The sequence below is a fragment of the Pseudomonas sp. SbOxS1 genome, assembly GCF_013416725.1.
Classification (GTDB): domain Bacteria; phylum Pseudomonadota; class Gammaproteobacteria; order Pseudomonadales; family Pseudomonadaceae; genus Aquipseudomonas.
Genome location: NZ_JAAVXC010000008.1, coordinates 49,793 through 67,691 on the forward strand (window position 1 = coordinate 49,793; position 17,899 = coordinate 67,691).

At 60.6% G+C, this 17,899-nt stretch carries 16 protein-coding genes; 9 read left to right on the forward strand and 7 right to left on the reverse strand.

The genetic code is table 11. The features are described 5' to 3' along the window. Positions 1-37 precede the first annotated feature (37 nt). A complete protein-coding gene (locus HFK74_RS12395) occupies positions 38-1,024 on the reverse strand; it encodes a sensor domain-containing diguanylate cyclase (RefSeq protein WP_180204142.1) in 987 nt (328 codons plus the stop codon). Between the two features lie 148 nt (positions 1,025-1,172). Continuing rightward, positions 1,173-2,357, reverse strand: a complete 1,185-nt coding sequence (desA, locus tag HFK74_RS12400; RefSeq protein ID WP_180203766.1) for a delta-9 fatty acid desaturase DesA — start codon at positions 2,355-2,357, stop codon at positions 1,173-1,175. Positions 2,358-2,504: 147 nt separating this feature from the next. Between desA and dibA the strand changes: the two genes are divergently transcribed. From dibA to HFK74_RS12430, 6 genes are all read left to right on the forward strand, one after another. After that, complete coding sequence (dibA, locus tag HFK74_RS12405) at positions 2,505-4,409, forward strand: phosphodiesterase DibA (protein WP_180203767.1); 1,905 nt, start codon at positions 2,505-2,507, stop codon at positions 4,407-4,409. Between the two features lie 259 nt (positions 4,410-4,668). Next, positions 4,669-4,851: a sulfur starvation response protein OscA gene (oscA, locus tag HFK74_RS12410; protein WP_007975618.1), complete on the forward strand. Its 183-nt coding sequence runs from the start codon at positions 4,669-4,671 to the stop codon at positions 4,849-4,851. A 143-nt stretch (positions 4,852-4,994) separates the two neighbouring features. Next, complete coding sequence (locus HFK74_RS12415; protein ID WP_180203768.1) at positions 4,995-6,008, forward strand: sulfate ABC transporter substrate-binding protein; 1,014 nt, start codon at positions 4,995-4,997, stop codon at positions 6,006-6,008. A 69-nt stretch (positions 6,009-6,077) separates the two neighbouring features. Next, a complete protein-coding gene (gene cysT / locus HFK74_RS12420) occupies positions 6,078-6,896 on the forward strand; it encodes a sulfate ABC transporter permease subunit CysT (RefSeq protein ID WP_008055402.1) in 819 nt (272 codons plus the stop codon). A 13-nt stretch (positions 6,897-6,909) separates the two neighbouring features. After that, positions 6,910-7,782, forward strand: coding sequence for a sulfate ABC transporter permease subunit CysW (gene cysW, locus HFK74_RS12425; protein ID WP_008055400.1), 873 nt, complete (start codon positions 6,910-6,912; stop codon positions 7,780-7,782). Positions 7,783-7,786: 4 nt separating this feature from the next. Next, positions 7,787-8,776 carry a sulfate/molybdate ABC transporter ATP-binding protein gene (locus HFK74_RS12430; protein ID WP_008055399.1) on the forward strand — a complete coding sequence of 330 codons (990 nt, stop codon included), beginning with the start codon at positions 7,787-7,789 and terminating at the stop codon, positions 8,774-8,776. Between the two features lie 109 nt (positions 8,777-8,885). On the opposite strand, the gene HFK74_RS12435 is transcribed toward HFK74_RS12430, so the two are convergent. Beyond that, complete coding sequence (locus HFK74_RS12435; protein ID WP_180203769.1) at positions 8,886-9,407, reverse strand: DUF962 domain-containing protein; 522 nt, start codon at positions 9,405-9,407, stop codon at positions 8,886-8,888. Positions 9,408-9,491: 84 nt separating this feature from the next. Here HFK74_RS12435 and HFK74_RS12440 point away from each other — a divergent pair, with 84 nt between their 5' ends. Continuing rightward, the gene (locus HFK74_RS12440) at positions 9,492-10,178 is read left to right on the forward strand and encodes a Crp/Fnr family transcriptional regulator (protein ID WP_180203770.1); all 687 of its coding nucleotides are present in this window, start codon (positions 9,492-9,494) and stop codon (positions 10,176-10,178) included. 46 nt (positions 10,179-10,224) lie between these two features. On the opposite strand, the gene HFK74_RS12445 is transcribed toward HFK74_RS12440, so the two are convergent. Beyond that, positions 10,225-11,229 carry an AraC family transcriptional regulator gene (locus HFK74_RS12445; protein ID WP_008055394.1) on the reverse strand — a complete coding sequence of 335 codons (1,005 nt, stop codon included), beginning with the start codon at positions 11,227-11,229 and terminating at the stop codon, positions 10,225-10,227. 100 nt (positions 11,230-11,329) lie between these two features. On the opposite strand from HFK74_RS12445, the gene HFK74_RS12450 reads away from it, so the two are divergent. After that, on the forward strand, positions 11,330-12,403 hold the full coding sequence (locus HFK74_RS12450) for a fatty acid desaturase (protein WP_180203771.1): 1,074 nt from the start codon (positions 11,330-11,332) through the stop codon (positions 12,401-12,403). A 90-nt stretch (positions 12,404-12,493) separates the two neighbouring features. Here HFK74_RS12450 and HFK74_RS12455 read toward each other — a convergent pair whose 3' ends face one another. From HFK74_RS12455 to HFK74_RS12465, 3 genes are read right to left on the reverse strand one after another with little or no spacing between them, the layout of a single operon-like run. Further along, entirely contained in the window at positions 12,494-14,104 is a 1,611-nt protein-coding gene (locus tag HFK74_RS12455; protein ID WP_180203772.1) for an arylsulfatase, read from the reverse strand. 14 nt (positions 14,105-14,118) lie between these two features. Then, entirely contained in the window at positions 14,119-14,934 is an 816-nt protein-coding gene (locus HFK74_RS12460) for an ABC transporter ATP-binding protein (RefSeq protein ID WP_180203773.1), read from the reverse strand. Next, positions 14,931-16,529: an ABC transporter permease gene (locus HFK74_RS12465; protein ID WP_180203774.1), complete on the reverse strand. Its 1,599-nt coding sequence runs from the start codon at positions 16,527-16,529 to the stop codon at positions 14,931-14,933. Before HFK74_RS12465 ends, HFK74_RS12460 begins: the two co-directional genes overlap by 4 nt. Positions 16,530-16,843: 314 nt before the next feature. On the opposite strand from HFK74_RS12465, the gene HFK74_RS12470 reads away from it, so the two are divergent. Next, on the forward strand, positions 16,844-17,857 hold the full coding sequence (locus tag HFK74_RS12470; RefSeq protein ID WP_180203775.1) for an ABC transporter substrate-binding protein: 1,014 nt from the start codon (positions 16,844-16,846) through the stop codon (positions 17,855-17,857). Positions 17,858-17,899 lie beyond the last annotated feature (42 nt).

Genomic DNA, 17,899 nt, shown 5'->3' on the forward strand with positions numbered 1-17,899 from the left:
GCAAGCCAGCTCCTACAGGAGTTATGTGTTGGACGGGTCAGGCCGTGATGATCCGGTTCTTGCCTTGGCGCTTGGCCTCGTACATCGCCGCATCCGCGCGGGCAAACAGGCTTTCCACGCTTTTATCCTCGGCCGTGAGGCTGGTCAGCCCTTGGCTGACGGTGATGCCGAATGTCTGGCCGTCGTGGTTGAAGGTCAACGCCTGGATCTCTCGTTGCAAGCGCTCGGCCACTTGCAGGGCCATCTGCGGCGTGCAGCCGGGGAATACCGCGGCGAATTCCTCGCCGCCAATGCGCCCGAACAGATCGCCGCGGCGCAGTGCAGCGCGGCCGCGGTCGGCAATATGCTGAAGCACGTTATCGCCTTCCTGGTGGCCGTAGGTGTCGTTGATGACCTTGAAGTCATCGATGTCCAGCATGAGAAACGATAGCGGCGTGCACTGTTGTCGTGCCTGTTCGAATTCGTGGTCGGCGCCTTCGAAGAAATGCCGACGGTTGCTGCTGCGGGTCAGGGCGTCGGTGGTCGCCAGCCGATGCAGTTCGGACTCCAGCTGTTTCTTGTCGGTGATGTCTTCCGCGATGCCGACAATAATCACCGGCTGCCCAGGCTCGGTCTGCCGGCTGATGAAGCACTTGTCGCTGAGCCAGCGCAGTTGGCCGTCGGCGTTGATGATTCGGTACTCGCGGTCTTCGACGGCACCTTTGTCCAGTACGTCCGCCAGGCTGCGCTCGGCGTACTCGAGATCGTCGGGGTAAATGCTGTCGCGCCATTGGTTGTAGTCGGCCAACAGCAGGTCGGCGCTGCGGCCGAAAATCCGTTCATAGGCGGGGCTGACATACAGCACCTGGCGGGTTTCCCAATTGAATGCCCACAGTACCGCGTTGACGCTCACCAGCAAGGTGTTAAGCAGCTGTTCGCGTTCGCTCAGGCGCGCCACCTCGCCTTGGGCGTGCATCAGCGCCATCAGGGTTTGCGCGGCCTCTGGCCACTGCGTGAGTGATGAGTCTTGCTGGTTGTTGACCATCGGCACCAAATCTCAAGGGCGTGCACCGTTCAGGGTTCGAAGCGGCCACAGCGAAGCCCGCCTGGATGGCGAAGTGTCATTGAGATAAGGGATTTAGAGCGAAGTTCCGAAGGGTGCGCCCGGGCATTGGGCGCACCGATCAACGGTTTCAGGTAGCGCTTGGGCGCAGGGAATAGGTTTTCAACTGATCGGCGAAGTCGCGCAGCGATTGAATACCGCTGGCTTCGGCTTCGTGTACCCAGTCCTTGATGGCAGCCAGCATGTCGTGGCCATTTGAGCTGGTCTTGACCCAGATCTGCTGCAAGGCCAGGCGTTTCTCGTAGATTACCTTCAGCGCCTGGCTGTGCTCGAGCATGTTCTGGATGCGCACGTGGTGCTTGTCATCCAGCAGGCTGGTTTCGCGCGAGAGCAAGCGCTTGGCGCGGTGGAACTGGTGGCGGACCGAGTGATCGACCTTTTCCAGCTCTTGCTTGACCAGCGGCCCGATCACCAGCTTGCGGTACTGGGCCATGATCTGGAAGCGGTTGTTGAGGATCGCCATGGCGGTGTCCATGTCCAGGTTGCCCTTGCCTTCGACACGGTGGGCAATCGGCGCGACCCGCTGGACCTTGGCCAGGCGCAGGAAGCTGAACACCTGGATCCAGGCCCAGCCCAGATCGAATTCCCACTTCTTCACCGACAGTTTTGCCGAGTTAGGGTAGGTGTGATGGTTGTTATGCAGCTCTTCACCACCGATCAGGATGCCCCAGGGCACCAGGTTGGTCGCCGCATCGCGGCACTCGAAGTTGCGGTAACCGACGGCATGGCCCAGGCCATTGACCACACCGGCGGCCCACACCGGGATCCACATCATCTGGACGGCCCAGATGGTGATGCCGATGGTGCCGAACAGCAGCAGGTCGATAACGGCCATGATCGCCACGCCCAGCAGTGGAAAGCGGGTGTAGACGTTGCGTTCGATCCAGTCGTCCGGGCAGTTCTTGCCGTAGATGCGCAGGGTCTCGGGGTTTTCCGCTTCGGCGCGGTACAGTTCGGCGCCTTTGCGCAGAACGGTGAACAGGCCCTTGATCACCGGGCTGTGCGGGTCATCGACGGTTTCGCATTTGGCGTGATGCTTGCGGTGGATGGCGGTCCACTCGCGGGTGTTCTGCGCCGTGGTCAACCACAGCCAGAAGCGGAAGAAATGTTTCAGGCCAGCATTCAACTCAAGCGAGCGGTGGGCTGAATAACGATGCAGATAGACCGTGACGCCGATAATCGTGACGTGGGTCATCAGCAGGGTGACTGCCACCAGTGACCAGGGCGACAAGCCGAGAAAACCTTCGTACCACATAGGCTATAGGGCCCTCGAAAAAGAAAAAAACAGCCGATGCATTATCACTAAGCGGACAGATAAAACCAGTCGCCCTTTCAGATATGAGTGGCAGGATGTGTCTATAAACTATAATCGCGACTTTTTCGTAGGGACATGGACAGCCTTATGTCTGCCAGCTATCGCGATGCCATGCGTGCAGCGCTGCTTTACCTGCTGATTTCCGTGGTCTGGATGCTGCTCAGTGGCTATTTATTGAGCAGTTTATTCGATAACTCGGCCGAGCGCTTACGCTGGCAACTGATCAACGGTTATGTCTGGGTGGTATTGAGTGCAGGCGTGATCTTCATTGCCCGTGCACGACTGTTGCGTTGCCTGGGCGTCGGCGCGAAATTGCGTGAACGAAGCGAGGACCGTGAGCGTCTGCGCCAGGCCGCCGCCGTGTTCGACTGCACCCGTGAAGGGGTGTTGGTCACCGATCATCAAGGGCTGATCGTGCATGTGAACCGCGCCTTCATGGCGATCACCGGCTATCAGCGTGAAGAAGTGCTGGGGCGCAAGCCCAGCCTGTTCAAGTCGGGGCATCATCCACCCGCGTTCTACCAGGCGATGTTCGCCACGCTCAACAGCGTCGGCGAGTGGAGCGGGGAAATCTGGAACCGCCGCAAAAGCGGCGAAATCTACCCGCAATGGCAAACCATCCGCATCATTCACGATGACCAGGGGCGTTGCAGTCAATTCGTCGCGGTGTTTTCCGACATCAGCGCGATCAAGGACTCGGAACATGAGTTAAGGCACCTGGCTCATCACGATCCGCTCACCGGCCTGCCCAATCGCCTGCTGTTCACCGACCGCGCCACGCAAGCCCTGGCATCGGCGCAGATCCACAAGCGTGGCTGTGCCTTGCTGATGATCGATCTGGATCACTTCGTGATGATCAACGACAGCCTCGGGCACTCGATGGGTGACCAATTGCTCAAGGCGGTGGCCGAACGCTTGAGTGCCATGTTCGACCCTGGGGTCACCCTGGCGCGCCTGGGGGGCGATGAGTTCGCCGTGCTGGCCGAAAGCTGTCCGCAACTGATGCAGGCCGCGGCGCTGGCCCAGCGGATCATCGAGGGCCTCAAGGAGCCTTTCGACATTCATGGGCATCGGCTGTTCATCAACGCCAGTATCGGTATCAGCCAGTTCCCCAGTGATGCATTGAGTGCCGAGCAGTTGTTGCGCAACGCCGACTCGGCGCTGTTCAAGGCCAAGAGCGCCGGGCGCAATGGCTATGCCCTGTACACCGAAGAGTTGACGGCCCATGCCCAGCAGCGGGTCGAGACCGCCTCTGAGCTGCGCAGGGCGCTTGAGCAGGACGAGCTACGGGTGTTTTACCAGCCGGTTCACGATCTCAAGACCCGTCGCCTGGTCGGCGTCGAGGCGCTGGTGCGTTGGGAGCATCCGCTGCGCGGCATGGTGTCACCTGCGCAATTCATTCCGGTTGCCGAGCGGACCGGGCTGATCGCACAGATCGACGCCTGGGTGATGCGCCAGGCCTGTGAGCAGATGTGCCGATGGCAGCAGGCGGGCGTGGCGTTGTCGTTTGTCGCGGTGAATGTGTCATCGCGTCTGTTCGCCGGCCGTGAACTCTACCAACAGGTTGCGCAGGTGCTGCGCGAAACCGGCCTGGACCCGGCCTCCCTGGAGCTGGAAGTTACCGAGAGCGCGGTGATGGAAGATCCAGAGATTGCGCTTGAGCAAATGCACCGGCTGCGTGAATTGGGCGTGCAACTGGCCATCGATGATTTCGGCACCGGTTATTCGTCGCTGTTGCGGCTCAAGCGCCTGCCGGTACAGAAACTCAAGATCGACCAGGGTTTTGTCGCCGGATTGCCGCTGGATGAGGATGACGCGGCCATCGTGCGAGTCATTATCGCCCTGGCGCAGAGCATGGGCATGCAGGTGCAAGCCGAAGGCATCGAGCAAGTCGAGCAGGCGGCGTTCCTGCTCGAACACGGCAGCCATCTAGGGCAGGGTTACTGGTTTGGGCGGCCGGTGCCGGCGATGCAGTTGGATTGGACTCGTTAATCGCTAAAAGATCGTCCGATCGCGGCCCGAGCCTTCGGCAGCTCCTACAGAGGATCGCGTATCTCTGTAGGAGCTGCCGAAGGCTGCGATCTTTTGATCTTCTGCGCCGCAAACCCTTGTCCCATCAAGTAATGTCTTCTGGTTATATAAACATTCTTAAATAGTCTTTTTAAGAATATCAGCGCCTCTCTACTATTGGTCTCACGCCGCAAGCAGTGCCGCCACTGCCAGGCAACCTCTCAGTCGAAGGAGCAGCACCATGAGCGCATCTCTACGTAGCGTTGACGGCCAGGACGAAGCAACCATCCTGCGCGAAATCCAGAGCGCCCTGCGCGACCTGCGGTTTGGTGCGGTGGAAATCACCGTGCACAACGCCCAGGTGGTCCAGATCGAACGCAAGGAAAAATTCCGCTTGCAGCAGCCGGGCAATAAGCCGGGCTGAAGCGAAAGATCAACGGATCGCAACCTGCGCCAACTTCTACAGGGGAGTGCAAGCTGGCGAAGGTTGCGATCTTTGAACCGACACCGCGATTCCAGAAATCCATAAAAACTAGCCAGCACAATAGAATTCCAGGAGCTTTCACCATGTCGTCGATTCGCCATTTCGCTTTGGCCGCCCTGGCCAGCGCCCTGTTTGCCGGTTCCGCCGTTGCCAAGGATTACGAACTGCTCAACGTGTCGTACGATCCTACCCGCGAGCTGTACCAGGATTACAACGCTGAATTCGTCAATTACTGGAAGAAAAGTAATCCCGGCGACAGCGTGAAAATCCAGCAGTCCCACGGTGGCTCGGGCAAGCAGGGCCGGGCGGTGATCGACGGCCTGCGCGCCGATGTGGTGACCTTGGCCCTGGCCGGCGACATCGACGAAATCGCCAAGCTCGGCAAGACCCTTCCGGCCGACTGGCAGAAGCGCCTGCCGGAAGCCAGCACGCCATACACCTCGACCATCGTGTTCCTGGTGCGCAAGGGCAACCCTAAAGGCATCAAGGACTGGGGCGACCTTGTCAAGAACGACGTATCGGTGATCACCCCGAACCCGAAAACCTCCGGCGGTGCGCGCTGGAACTTCCTCGCGGCCTGGGCCTATGGCCTGAAATCCAACGGCGGTGACGAAGCCAAGGCCAAGGAATACGTGCAGACCCTGTTCAAGCACGTGCCGGTACTGGACACCGGTGCTCGTGGTTCGACCATCACCTTCGTCAACAACGGTCAGGGTGACGTGTTGCTGGCCTGGGAAAACGAAGCGTTCCTGGCACTGAAAGAAGATGGCGGCGCCGACAAGTTCGAGATCGTCGTGCCTTCGCTGTCGATCCTTGCCGAGCCCCCAGTGGCCGTGGTCGACAAGAACGCCGAGAAAAAGGGCAACGAGCAGATCGCCGAAGCCTACCTCAAGCACCTTTACAGCCCTGCCGGCCAGGAAATTGCCGCGAAAAACTTCTATCGTCCACGTGACAAGGATGTGGCTGCCAAATACGCCCAGCAGTTCCCGAAACTGGACCTGGTCACCATCGACAAAGACTTCGGCGGCTGGAAAACCGCGCAGCCGAAATTCTTCAACGACGGCGGCGTATTCGACCAGATTTACCAGGCGCAGTAATCTTAAATAGCCATCAAGGAGCCTCGAATCGCGATTCGAGGCTTTGTGCATTCTCAACCAAGGACTTTTATGTCGCGTCGTATCTCCCCCGTCATACCCGGCTTCGGGCTGACGCTGGGCTACACCTTGGTGTACCTCAGCCTGATTGTGCTCATTCCACTGGCGGCGATGTTCGTGCATGCCGCTCAACTCACCTGGGATCAGTTCTGGGCAATCATTTCGGCGCCACGGGTGCTGGCAGCGTTGAAGCTGAGCTTCGGCACCGCCCTGTACGCCGCGATCATCAACGGAATCATCGGCACGCTGCTGGCCTGGGTGCTGGTGCGCTATACCTTCCCTGGACGCAAAGTCATCGATGCGATGATCGACTTGCCCTTCGCATTGCCCACCGCCGTGGCCGGTATTGCGCTGACCGCGCTGTATACCCCCACAGGGTTGGTGGGGCAGTTTGCAGCGGATCTGGGTTTCAAGATTGCCTACACCCCTCTGGGCATCACCCTTGCCCTCACTTTTGTGACACTTCCATTCGTAGTACGTACGGTACAGCCGGTTTTGGCTGATATTCCCCGTGAAGTGGAAGAAGCGGCGGCGTGCCTGGGTGCCAAACCCTGGCAGGTTGCCCGGCATATCCTGTTGCCCGCACTGCTTCCGGCCTGGCTCACCGGTTTCGCCCTGGCCTTTGCCCGCGGGGTCGGCGAGTACGGTTCGGTGATTTTCATCGCCGGCAACATGCCGATGAAAACCGAGATCCTGCCACTGCTGATCATGGTCAAGCTCGACCAATACGATTACACCGGCGCTACCTCCATTGGTGTACTGATGCTGGTGGTTTCCTTCATTCTGTTGCTGCTGATCAACTTGCTGCAGCGGCGCATCGAAACCCCATAAGGAGGCGCGAACAATGTCCCAATCGTCTATTGCTGCCGCCTCTTCGGCCAACGCTGCCCGCCGTGGCAGTGCAACCTCGCGGCGAATCCTGATCGGCCTTGGCTGGCTGATTTTTGCGCTGTTCCTGTTGCTGCCGCTGTTCATCGTGGTGTCCCAGGGTTTGAAAAATGGCCTGGGTGCGTTCTTCACCGCGATCTTCGAACCCGACGCACTGTCGGCGCTGAAACTCACGGTGATTGCCGTATTGATTTCGGTGCCGTTGAACCTGGTGTTCGGCGTCAGCGCCGCGTGGTGCGTGAGCAAGTACTCGTTCCGCGGCAAAAGCATGCTGGTGACCCTGATCGACCTGCCGTTCTCGGTATCGCCGGTTATCGCCGGCCTGGTCTATGTGCTGATGTTCGGCGCCCAGGGGCTGTTCGGCCCGTGGTTGCAGGATCACGACATCCAGATCGTCTTCGCCTTGCCGGGCATCGTGCTGGCGACGATTTTTGTCACCGTGCCGTTCGTGGCCCGCGAGCTGATCCCGCTGATGCAGGAACAGGGCACTCAGGAAGAGGAGGCCGCGCGTTTGCTCGGGGCCAATGGCTGGCAGATGTTCTGGCACGTCACCGTGCCCAACATCAAATGGGGCCTGATCTACGGCGTGGTGCTCTGTACCGCGCGGGCCATGGGTGAATTCGGTGCGGTGTCGGTGGTGTCCGGGCACATTCGCGGGGTGACCAACACCTTGCCGTTGCACGTCGAGATCCTCTACAACGAATACAACCACGTGGCCGCGTTCGCCGTGGCGAGCCTGTTGCTGATCCTGGCGCTCTTCATCCTGCTGCTGAAGCAGTGGAGCGAAAACCGTATTAACCGCCTGCGCGCCAGCGCCGCGGAGGAATGATTTCATGTCGATCGAAGTGCGTAATGTCAGCAAGAATTTCAATGCGTTCAAGGCGCTGAATGACATCAGCCTGGACATTCAGAGCGGTGAGCTGGTGGCGCTGCTTGGCCCATCCGGTTGCGGCAAGACCACGTTGCTGCGGATCATTGCCGGCCTGGAAACCCCGGACCAGGGCAACATCGTGTTCCACGGCGAAGACGTCTCCGGCCACGACGTGCGTGACCGCAACGTCGGTTTCGTGTTCCAGCACTACGCCTTGTTCCGCCACATGACGGTGTTCGACAACGTCGCGTTCGGCCTGCGCATGAAGCCGAAGAACCAGCGCCCGAGCGAAAGCCAGATCGCAACCAAGGTGCACGAACTGCTGAACATGGTGCAGCTGGACTGGTTGTCGGATCGCTACCCGGAACAACTTTCCGGTGGCCAGCGTCAGCGTATCGCCTTGGCCCGCGCCTTGGCGGTGGAACCGAAAGTGCTGCTGCTCGACGAACCCTTCGGCGCCCTCGATGCCAAGGTCCGCAAGGAGCTGCGTCGCTGGCTGGCGCGCCTGCACGAAGACATCAACCTGACTTCGGTGTTCGTGACCCACGACCAGGAAGAGGCGATGGAAGTCGCTGATCGCATCGTGGTGATGAACAAGGGCGTGATCGAGCAGATCGGTTCACCGGGCGACGTCTACGAAAATCCGGCCAGCGATTTCGTCTATCACTTCCTCGGCGATTCGAACCGCCTGCATCTGGGCGAAGACAATCACGTGCTGTTCCGTCCGCACGAAGTGTCGCTGTCGCGGCATGAACTGGAAGATCACCATGCGGCCGAAGTGCGGGATATCCGTCCGCTGGGCGCGACCACTCGCGTGACACTCAAGGTTGAAGGGCAAAGTGATTTGATCGAGGCTGAAGTGGTGAAGGATCACGACAGCCTGATCGGCCTGGCGAAGGGCGAGACCCTGTTCTTCAAACCGAAGGTCTGGCAGAAAGTCGCCAACATCTAACAGCAAGAGCATCGCGAGCAGGCTCACTCCTACAGGGGACCGGTGTTGTACACATGTTATGTGACCGACCGAAAACCCCTGTGGGAGTGAGCCTGCTCGCGATGGCGTCTTACGCCGCAGCGCGATTCGGATTGACCCGCACACCCCCCGCCCGCGCCTCGATCTGCTCTTTCAGGGCATGCCGCAACCCCAGCAAAAACGCCAACTCAGCCACCACAAACAACGGCCCGACAATCAACCCCGTCACATCATCGACAAACGCCGGCTTGCGTCCCTCGTAGTGATGCCCGACAAACTGAATCGCCCAGCCGATCACAAACATCCCGACGCCGCTCGCCAGCCAGACCAGCGTGCTTTGCTGCGCCAGTGCATGACCTGCCCAAACGCACAGCCCCAGCAACACCGTCATCAACAGGCCGAGGCGCAACTCCAGGCGCAGGTAGAACCACGCCGACGCCAAAGACACCAGCACCGCTGGTGAAAGCCAGCCCCCAGCCCATTGTGGACGGGACAGCAATACCGCTACTGCCACGACGATCAATGGAATGCCGATGAAGTGGCTGGCGATGTTGCGCGGGTCGCGGTGGTAGGCGGCGTATTGACTGAGATGGTCAACGAGGCTTTTTTTCATTGTTATTCCTCCTGTAGGGTGACTGATCATGCCTTGGGGCCGTTTCACGCTCTGTCAGCCAGGCGACAATCTCTAGGAGTTTTCATGGATAAGCAGGTCTGGCGTGCTCGCCTGATGCGTGGTCAGTGGTTCAGCCATCTACCTGTGTCCCTACAGGATAGTCTGCTCAATGCTGCGCGGGTGCGGCACCTGTCAGCGGGTCAGTGCCTGTTCCAGCGTGGCGACCCGCCGTGTGGCCTGTACGCGGTGCTTGAAGGCGCGGTACGCGTCGGCGCCGTGAACGAACAGGGCAAGGAGGCATTGCTGGGCCTGGTGGAATCGCCGAACTGGTTTGGCGAAATCTGCCTGTTCGACGGTCAGCCGCGTACCCATGATGCGTTTGGCGTGGGGCAGAGCACGCTGTTGCACATCCCGCAAACCGTGTTGCTCAAGATGCTCGACGAGCAGCCCGGGCACTGGCGGCAACTGGCATTGCTGATGAGCCAGAAACTGCGCATGACCTTCATCAATCTCGAGCAGCTGAGCCTGTTGCCGGCCCCGGCCAGGCTAGCCCATCGCCTGCTGATGATCGCCGAAGGCTACGGCCAGCTCGACGAACCACGGCGCGTCCTGCAACTGCCACAAGAGCAGCTTGCCGCCATGTTGTCGCTGTCGCGCCAGACCACCAACCAGATCCTCAAGGATTTGCAGGGGCAGGGGATTCTGAATCTGGGGTATGGTGAGATCGAGATCCTGGATGCCGAACGCTTGCGGACACTGACCACCCTGTAGGAGCGGGCTTGCCCGCGAAGGGGCAAGAACAGACAGCCTGAGTCTGTCAGCGCAACCCATCCCGAAACTGCCCCGGCGTCATCCCCGTCCAGCGCTTGAACGCGCGGCTGAAGCTGCTGGTATCGGCAAACCCCAGCAAATAGCTGATCTCACTCAATGAGCACTGCGGGTCGCGCAGGTGCAGCAACGCCAGGTTTTCGCGGCTTTCGTTGAGCAGCGTATCGAAGCGGCAACCCTCATCCGCCAGGTGCCGTTGCAGGCTGCGCAGGCTCAGGTGCAGGGCCTTGGCGATGTGTTCGGCGCTGGGTTCGCCTTCCGGCAATTGCTCTTCAATGGCGTCGCGGACCTTGCGCTCCCACGTCAGCGGTTTGAGTTGCGCCAGGGTGCGGTTGAGCACGGTTTCGTTGTGTTCGGCCAGTTCCGGGTTGGCGTCGTCCAGGTGACTGTCGAAATCCGTCAGCGCGAATTCCAGCCGATCCTCGCCGGTGGCGAAATACACCGGTGAGCGAAATACCTTGTGCCATTGGTGCGGGTCCGCGGGCTCAGGGCGACGCAAGTACACCGCCAGCGGCGCATAGTCGCGGCCCAGGCGATTGCGGCAAGTGCGCACATAAATCGCCACGAAGGCGTCGATGGCTTCGAAGGCCGGGGCTGGATTGCCTGGCGGGATTTTCAGATGGAAACAGTAGCGGTCATCGGCGCGGGTCAGTTCCAGCTCCAAAGCGTCGCTGACCACCTGGTGATAGCGCACGATGCGCTCGAAGACTTCCCGCAGGCTGCCGCTGGCCACCAGTGCATAACCGAGCGCGTGGAAGGTCGTGGGGCTGACGAAGCGCGAGACGCGCAGGCCAATCGCCGGGTCGCCGCTGACCTGCACCGCGATTTCCCACAGGCGTGTGGTGCCGGACAACGGATAACGGGCGTTCGGGTCGTCCATCAGTTGCGGGTCGAGCCCGGCCTGCTGGCACAGGGCGGTGCTGTCGAGACCCAAGGCGTCGAGTTGTTTGCGCAGGGCGCGGGTCCAGCTGGCGAGGGAGGTCGGTTCAGTCATGCTGATTGGCGCTTCCGGTCAACAGGTTGGCGTTCTCGGCTACCGCTCCAGGCGAGTGAAGCGGGCAGGATGCGAACATCAATAACCAGAGGATGGAAGCATGCAAGGTACTTCTGCAAGTCCCCAGCGACTGAATGCAGCTGAACGATCAGCACATATTCGCCAAATAGTGCTGGCCAAGGGCGTCGAGCTGCGCGAGCGCTACCCGATTCTCAAGCATCAGGACGCCTTGGGCGCTGGCATCCTGGCCTTTGCGCTTGCCGGCATGATTGGGTCCGCGGCGCTCTACATCGAGGGCTACATGGCCTGGTGGGTGTGCTTGCTGCTCAATGCTTTTTTCGCTTCCCTGACCCACGAACTCGAGCACGACCTGATTCACAGCATGTACTTTCGAAAGCAGCGGGTCCCGCACAACCTGATGATGGGCCTGGTCTGGCTGGCGCGTCCGAGCACGATCAATCCGTGGATTCGTCGTCACCTGCACCTCAACCACCACAAGGTATCCGGCTCAGAAACCGATATGGAAGAGCGTGCCATCACCAACGGCGAGCCTTGGGGTTTCGCGCGGTTGTTGATGATTGGCGACAACATCATGTCGTCGTTCATCCGCATGCTGCGGGCCAAGACCTGGGCGATGAAGTTCAGCATCATCCAGCGCACCCTGAAGGTCTACGCACCGCTGGCGCTGATGCACTGGGGCGCGTGGTACGTGTTTCTCGGCTTCCACGCCGCGAACGGCATCGCGTACCTGATGGGCACGCCGATCGAGTGGTCGGCGACCACGTTGTCGGTGATGAGCGTGATCGATATCGCCGCGGTGGTGATCATCGGCCCGAACGTGCTGCGCACTTTCTGCCTGCACTTCATCAGCTCCAACATGCACTACTACGGTGACATCGAGCCAGGCAACGTGATGCAGCAGTGCCAGGTGCTGAACGCCTGGTGGCTGTGGCCGTTGCAGGCGTTCTGCTTCAACTTCGGTAGCAGCCACGGGATTCATCACTTTGTGGTGAAGGAACCGTTCTACATCCGCCAGATGACCGTGCCGGTGGCGCACAAGGTGATGCGTGAGATGGGGGTGCGGTTCAATGATTTCGGCACGTTTGCGCGGGCGAACCGGTTTGTTCGCAAGCAAGAAGTAGAGGGGCAGGCTGTGGAGGGTGTGCGCGTCTGAGGGCCTCTTCGCTGGCAAGCCAGCTCCTACAAGGATCGCGAAAATCCTGTAGGAGCGGGCTTGCCCGCGAAAGCGGTGGATCAAACAGCATCAATCCGGCTGAAACGGCGACTCACTCAAAATCACCCCGGTCTCATCGACATATTTCTGCCAATGCCCGATCAGCAACTCGAGCTTCTCGGGCTGGCTCAGCGCCAGGTCATGGATCTCCCCCGGATCGCTGCCCAAATCATAAAGCTGCCAGGTCGCCGGCCCCACCGGCCCCGGAATGAACACCGCTTTCCATTGCCCCTGGCGAATCGCCCGCCGCCCGAACAACTCCCAACCCGTCACAGTGTGCTCGTCATGCACCTGCGCCGTTTCGCCCGACAGAAATCCCAGCCATGACTTGCCCCGCAACGGCGCCACGGGCTTGCCCCGCCATTGCTTGCCCGGATGACGCACCCCGGCAAGGTCGAGGATGGTCGGCGTGATGTCCATCACCGTGCCAAAACCATGGCTGATCTGCCCCTTGAGCGGCAGTTGCGGGTAATGCACCAACGCCGGTACCCGAATCCCGCCTTCAGTGGTGAACGCCTTGAACAGCCGCGAAGGCGCGGTCGCCACTTGCGCCCAGTTCGGCCCGTACCAGACGTACGAGTTGGCGCGGCCGATGTTGTCCAGGCTGTTGTCGTAATGCTGGTTGAGGTAGGTCAGCAGCTGCGGGCCGAATTTCGGGAAGGCTTCCAGCAGCGCACCTTCGGCGCCGTTATCGGACATGAACAGGATGAACGTGTTGTCCAACTGCCCCTGGTTGCGCAGGTATTCGACGACGCGACCGATGTTCCAGTCCATGCGCTCGACCATCGCCGCATAGACCTCCATGGCCCGTGCGGAAATCTGCCGTTGTTCGTCGCTCAAGGCATCCCATTGGGCGCTGAGCTGGATCAGCGGATGCGGTTCTACCTCTGCATCGATCAGCCCCAGGGTCTTGAGTTTTTCCAGGCGTTCCAGGCGCAGCACTTCAGGGCCTGCGTCATAGCGGCCGCGATATTTCTCCACCACATCGGCAGGTGCCTGCAACGGCCAGTGCGGCGCGGAAAACGGCAGATAAGCGAAGAACGGCCGGGTCTGATCGCGCTCCTTGAGGTATTGCAGCAGCTTGTCGCCGAAGGCATCGGAGGAGTAGAAATCCTTGGGCAGTTCATCGATGAATTGATCGTCTTCGATGTACAGCGCCGGGGTGGATTTCAGCAGGCCCGGCGTGTGTTCGTCATAGGTCGGTTCGAAACCGTAATGGTTGGCGGCGCCCGGCAGCAGCGAGAACGAACGCTCGAAACCCCGGGCATGGGGCGCCAGTTCAGCGGTCAGGCCCAGATGCCATTTGCCGCTCATCAAGGTCTGGTAACCGGCCTCGCGCAGCAGCTCGGGCAAGGCGACGACGCGGTCGTTCAAGTAACCCTCGTAACCGGGTTTGCCGATCAGCTCCGGCGTCAGTGCTTCGGCCATGGTGCCGATGCCGGCGATGTGGTGATCGGTGCCGGTCAGCAGCATCGAACGCGTCGGCGAGCAGGTGGGCGCGGTGTGGAAATCGGTCAGGCGCAGGCCGTTGTTGGCCAGGGCATCGAGGTTCGGCGTGGCGATCTCGCCGCCGAATGCGCCGAGATCGGAAAAGCCAAGATCATCGGCCAGAATCACCAGAAAGTTGGGGCGTTGCGGCATCAAGAATCTCCTGTTCAGCAGGCAATGAAAGACAACGGCAAGTCACGCACCTGCACCGGTACCGGTGGTTGGTAGTGGTCGTCGCTGGTGAGTTCGTGCAGCAGTTCTTCGCGCAGCTGGTGGAAGTCGAAACTGCTGCGCAGACGCGGATGAGGCAGGGCGATGTCGACCACTTGCTTGATGCGTCCGGGACGCGGCTCCATCACCACTACGCGGTCGGCGAGGAAGATCGCTTCCTCGACATCGTGGGTGACCAGGATCGTGGTGATTTTTGCCCGTGCGCGGATCGCCAGCAGTTCGTCCTGCATCTGTTGACGGGTCAGGGCATCGAGGGCACCGAAGGGTTCGTCCAGCAGCAGGATCCGTGGGCTGGCCACCAGGCCGCGAGCGATCGCCACCCGTTGCGCCATGCCGCCGGAGAGCTGGTGTGGATAGGCGCGGCTGAAGTCGCGCAGGCCCACCAGGTCAATGAAATCACTGATGCGTTTTTGCTTTTCATCAGCGCTCAATGGCTCGTTGACCAAGCCCAGGCCGATGTTGTCCGCCACCGTCAGCCAGGGAAACAGACGGTGCTCCTGAAAGACGATGCCTCGCTCGCCGCCGATGCCGGTGACGGCTTTGCCATCGACACTGATCTGCCCGCGAAACTGCGTATCGAGGCCTACCAGCAGCCGCAGCAAAGTGGATTTTCCACAGCCGCTGGAGCCGACGATGGCGACGAATTCACCCTCGGCGATGTCCAGGTTGAATTCGCGAATGGCCTCCAGTTCAAAACCGTCGACGTCGAAGGTTTTGCCCACGTGGTTGAAGCTGACAATGGGTGCGTTCATGCGTGTCTCCAGCGGGTGGCACGAGTTTCGAGGCGTTGGCCAATGAGGTTGAGCAGGGCGCCGGTCAGGCCGACCAGCAACATGCCGGCCATGATCAGGTCCATGCGCAGCAGTTGTTGGGCGCCGATCATCTGGCTGCCGATGCCGCCGTTGGACGGCATGAAGTATTCGGCGCCGATGGTGCCCAGCCAGGCGTAGATCAGGCTCAACCGAAGCCCGGCGAAAATCCCGGGTGCGGCCCCCGGCAGCACCAGGCGACCGAGGCGTTGCCGCAGATTCAGGCGCAGCACTCGGGCGGCCTCGTTCAATTGCGGCGAGAGATTGGCGACGCTGCGTTGGGTGGCGATGAACAAGGGGAAAAACGCGGCGAGGGCAACGAACACCCATTTGGCCAGTTCGCCCAGGCCGAACCATGCGGTGAGCAGCGGCACCCAGGCGAAAATCGCGATCTGACGCAGGGCGGCGAGGCTCGGGCCGAGTACTCGTTCGCTGGTGCGCGACAGTCCCAGCAACAAGCCCAGGGCAAAGCCGAGGCCGCCGCCGAGCAACAGGCCGCCGAGGGTGCGACCCAGGCTCAGGGCCATGCCGCTGATCAGCGCACCGTCGAGCAAACCGTTCCCGGTGGTTGCCAGCACCGCCAGCGGGCTGACCAGGATGTTGGCGTCGACCCATTGCTGATTCGTCGCCAGTTGCCACACCAACAGCAACGCCAATGGCAGCAACCAGGGTTGCAGGCGCTGCCAGCCTTGATATTTCGGGCCACGGCGGATTTCAGCCGTGGCCGGATGCGGCCAGTGCACCAGCTTCTTGTCCAGCAGGCCGATGCCGCGATCCATGACCACGCCGATCAGGCCGATCACGACGATGCAGACAAACACGATGTCGAGCATGAACAGCTGTCGCGCCCAGACCATCAGGAAACCGATGCCTTCGCTGGAGGCGAGCAGTTCGACGGCGAGCAGTGACGTCCAGCCTGCGGCCAGCGCCAGGCGTACGCCGGCCATGAAGGCGGGCAGTGCGGCGGGCAGCACCAGGCGGCGGATCAGCAATCGTGGCGGAAGGCGCAGCACCGTAGCGACTTCACGCAGCCTGGGTTGTGCATCACGCACACCCACCAGCGTGTGCAGGGTCACCGGCACCACGATGGCCTTGATCAGCACCACCAGTTTCAACACTTCGCCGATGCCGAAAAACACCATGAACAGGGGAATCCACGCCAGCGTCGGGACTTGCGCCAAGCCGGCGAATGTCGGGAACACCAGGCGTTCGAGCGTGCGGTTGAAGCCCAGCGCCGCGCCCAATACCGCGCCCGCGGTGATCCCGGCAAGCAGGCCCCAGAACAGGCGTTGCAGGCTGATCCACAAATGGCTCCACAGTTCGCCATGCGACAGCTCCACCGCACTGTTCCAGACCAGCGACGGTGCCGGCAGGATCTGTTCACTCATCCATTGATTGCGGCTGGCCAGCCACCACAACGCAAACAGGCTGAGTGGCAGCAGCCAGGGCAAAAGCTGCTGGCTCAGGGTTGGCCAAAGCCGCCGACCATTGAGCGGTGGCGCGGCGAGCGGCAGGCTGAGCAGGGAAACACGGGCCATGGGCGAGACCTCCGTTGTCGGGTTGCAATACGGCCTGCCTTTTGTGGGAGCGGGGTGTATGCAAAATAGTTCTATAAAAAATCAAATCAATACTATTGAGAGATAAGCCAGACCATTTAAGGCCTCCAGCCAAAACGCATCCAATGCATTCGAAGAATATTTTCGATGCTGGTTATGCATATCGTTCCGCGGGCCCCGTCGTTGCTTGCTTAGTTCTAAAAGATATAAAAATGTGAATTTATAGTATTTAAGTGTTGATCAAGATTGAGCCTACTTTCTGCTCCTCAACGCCGCCGTCACCAGGAGCCGTACCCATGAGCATCCCCTTCAAACGTGTCATCAGCCTGTTCGCCGTACCGGCTCTGGCGGGCTTGCTGGCGTTCACCGCCCAGGCCGCCGAACTCAAGGAAATCCGCATCGCCGTGCCCGACCTCAGCGCCGGCACGCAACACAGCGCAGGCGGCGTGGTGGACGTGTTGCGCGATCAGCAGATCTACGAAAAGGCCTTTGCCGACCAGGGCATCAAGATTCAGTGGAATTTCTTCAAAGGCGCAGGTCCCGTGATCAACGAAGCCTTTGCCAATGATCAGGTCGATCTGGCGTACCTCGGTGACCTGGCGGCGATCATCGGCAAGTCCAATGGCCTGGATACACGGGTGCTGAGTGCCTCGGCGCGCGGGGTGAAGCACTACCTGGGCGTAGTGCCGGGCTCGGGGATCAAGACCCTGCAGGACCTCAAGGGCAAGCGTGTGGCGATCTTTCGCGGCACTGCCAGCCAGTTGTCGTTCGATGCAGCGCTGGCCAGCCAGGGATTGAGCGAGAAGGACCTGAAGGTCATCAACCTGGATTTCAACGCTGCAGTGGCGGCGCTCGCCGCCAAGCAGATCGATGCGTCGTGGGGCGGTTCCAATTTGACGGCGTTGCAAGCCAAAGGCCTGGCCGAGTTGCCGTTGAACACCAAGGACCTGGGTGGCGCGGGCAGTGTTCAGGCCGTATTGGTGGCCAATGGCAAGTTTGTCGACGAGCACCCGCAGGTGGTGGCGAAGCTGCTCAAGGCCCAACAGCAGGCGGTGCAATGGCTGACCCATGACAGCAACAAGCAAGCGTACATTGAGTTGGTGTCTGGGCTGGCGAGTTATCCGTCGGTGATTCTGACCGAGGACTTGAAGGACCAGAACCTGAGCGAGGTGTTCCCGTCGACCCTGGACCCGGTGTTCCTGGGTAAATTGCAGGATGCCGTGGACCTGGCTTCGCAGCAGAAGCTGATTCGCAAGTCGTTCAAGGTGAGTGATTGGGTGGTGCCGGAGTTGGCGGCGGCGAAACTTTAAATCTTTAGCGCTCTTGCGGGCCTCTTCGCTGGCAAGCCAGCT

Coding starts and splice junctions, on each gene's coding strand:
- HFK74_RS12430 (WP_008055399.1), top strand. CDS start 7,787: ATGTCGATCGAAGTGCGTAATGTCAGCAAGAATTTCAATGCGTTCAAG.
- cysT (WP_008055402.1), top strand. CDS start 6,078: ATGTCGCGTCGTATCTCCCCCGTCATACCCGGCTTCGGGCTGACGCTG.
- HFK74_RS12415 (WP_180203768.1), top strand. CDS start 4,995: ATGTCGTCGATTCGCCATTTCGCTTTGGCCGCCCTGGCCAGCGCCCTG.
- HFK74_RS12460 (WP_180203773.1), bottom strand. CDS start 14,934: ATGAACGCACCCATTGTCAGCTTCAACCACGTGGGCAAAACCTTCGAC.
- oscA (WP_007975618.1), top strand. CDS start 4,669: ATGAGCGCATCTCTACGTAGCGTTGACGGCCAGGACGAAGCAACCATC.
- HFK74_RS12395 (WP_180204142.1), bottom strand. CDS start 1,024: ATGGTCAACAACCAGCAAGACTCATCACTCACGCAGTGGCCAGAGGCC.
- HFK74_RS12450 (WP_180203771.1), top strand. CDS start 11,330: ATGCAAGGTACTTCTGCAAGTCCCCAGCGACTGAATGCAGCTGAACGA.
- HFK74_RS12455 (WP_180203772.1), bottom strand. CDS start 14,104: ATGCCGCAACGCCCCAACTTTCTGGTGATTCTGGCCGATGATCTTGGC.
- dibA (WP_180203767.1), top strand. CDS start 2,505: ATGTCTGCCAGCTATCGCGATGCCATGCGTGCAGCGCTGCTTTACCTG.
- HFK74_RS12470 (WP_180203775.1), top strand. CDS start 16,844: ATGAGCATCCCCTTCAAACGTGTCATCAGCCTGTTCGCCGTACCGGCT.
- HFK74_RS12465 (WP_180203774.1), bottom strand. CDS start 16,529: ATGGCCCGTGTTTCCCTGCTCAGCCTGCCGCTCGCCGCGCCACCGCTC.
- HFK74_RS12445 (WP_008055394.1), bottom strand. CDS start 11,229: ATGACTGAACCGACCTCCCTCGCCAGCTGGACCCGCGCCCTGCGCAAA.
- HFK74_RS12440 (WP_180203770.1), top strand. CDS start 9,492: ATGGATAAGCAGGTCTGGCGTGCTCGCCTGATGCGTGGTCAGTGGTTC.
- HFK74_RS12435 (WP_180203769.1), bottom strand. CDS start 9,407: ATGAAAAAAAGCCTCGTTGACCATCTCAGTCAATACGCCGCCTACCAC.
- desA (WP_180203766.1), bottom strand. CDS start 2,357: ATGTGGTACGAAGGTTTTCTCGGCTTGTCGCCCTGGTCACTGGTGGCA.
- cysW (WP_008055400.1), top strand. CDS start 6,910: ATGTCCCAATCGTCTATTGCTGCCGCCTCTTCGGCCAACGCTGCCCGC.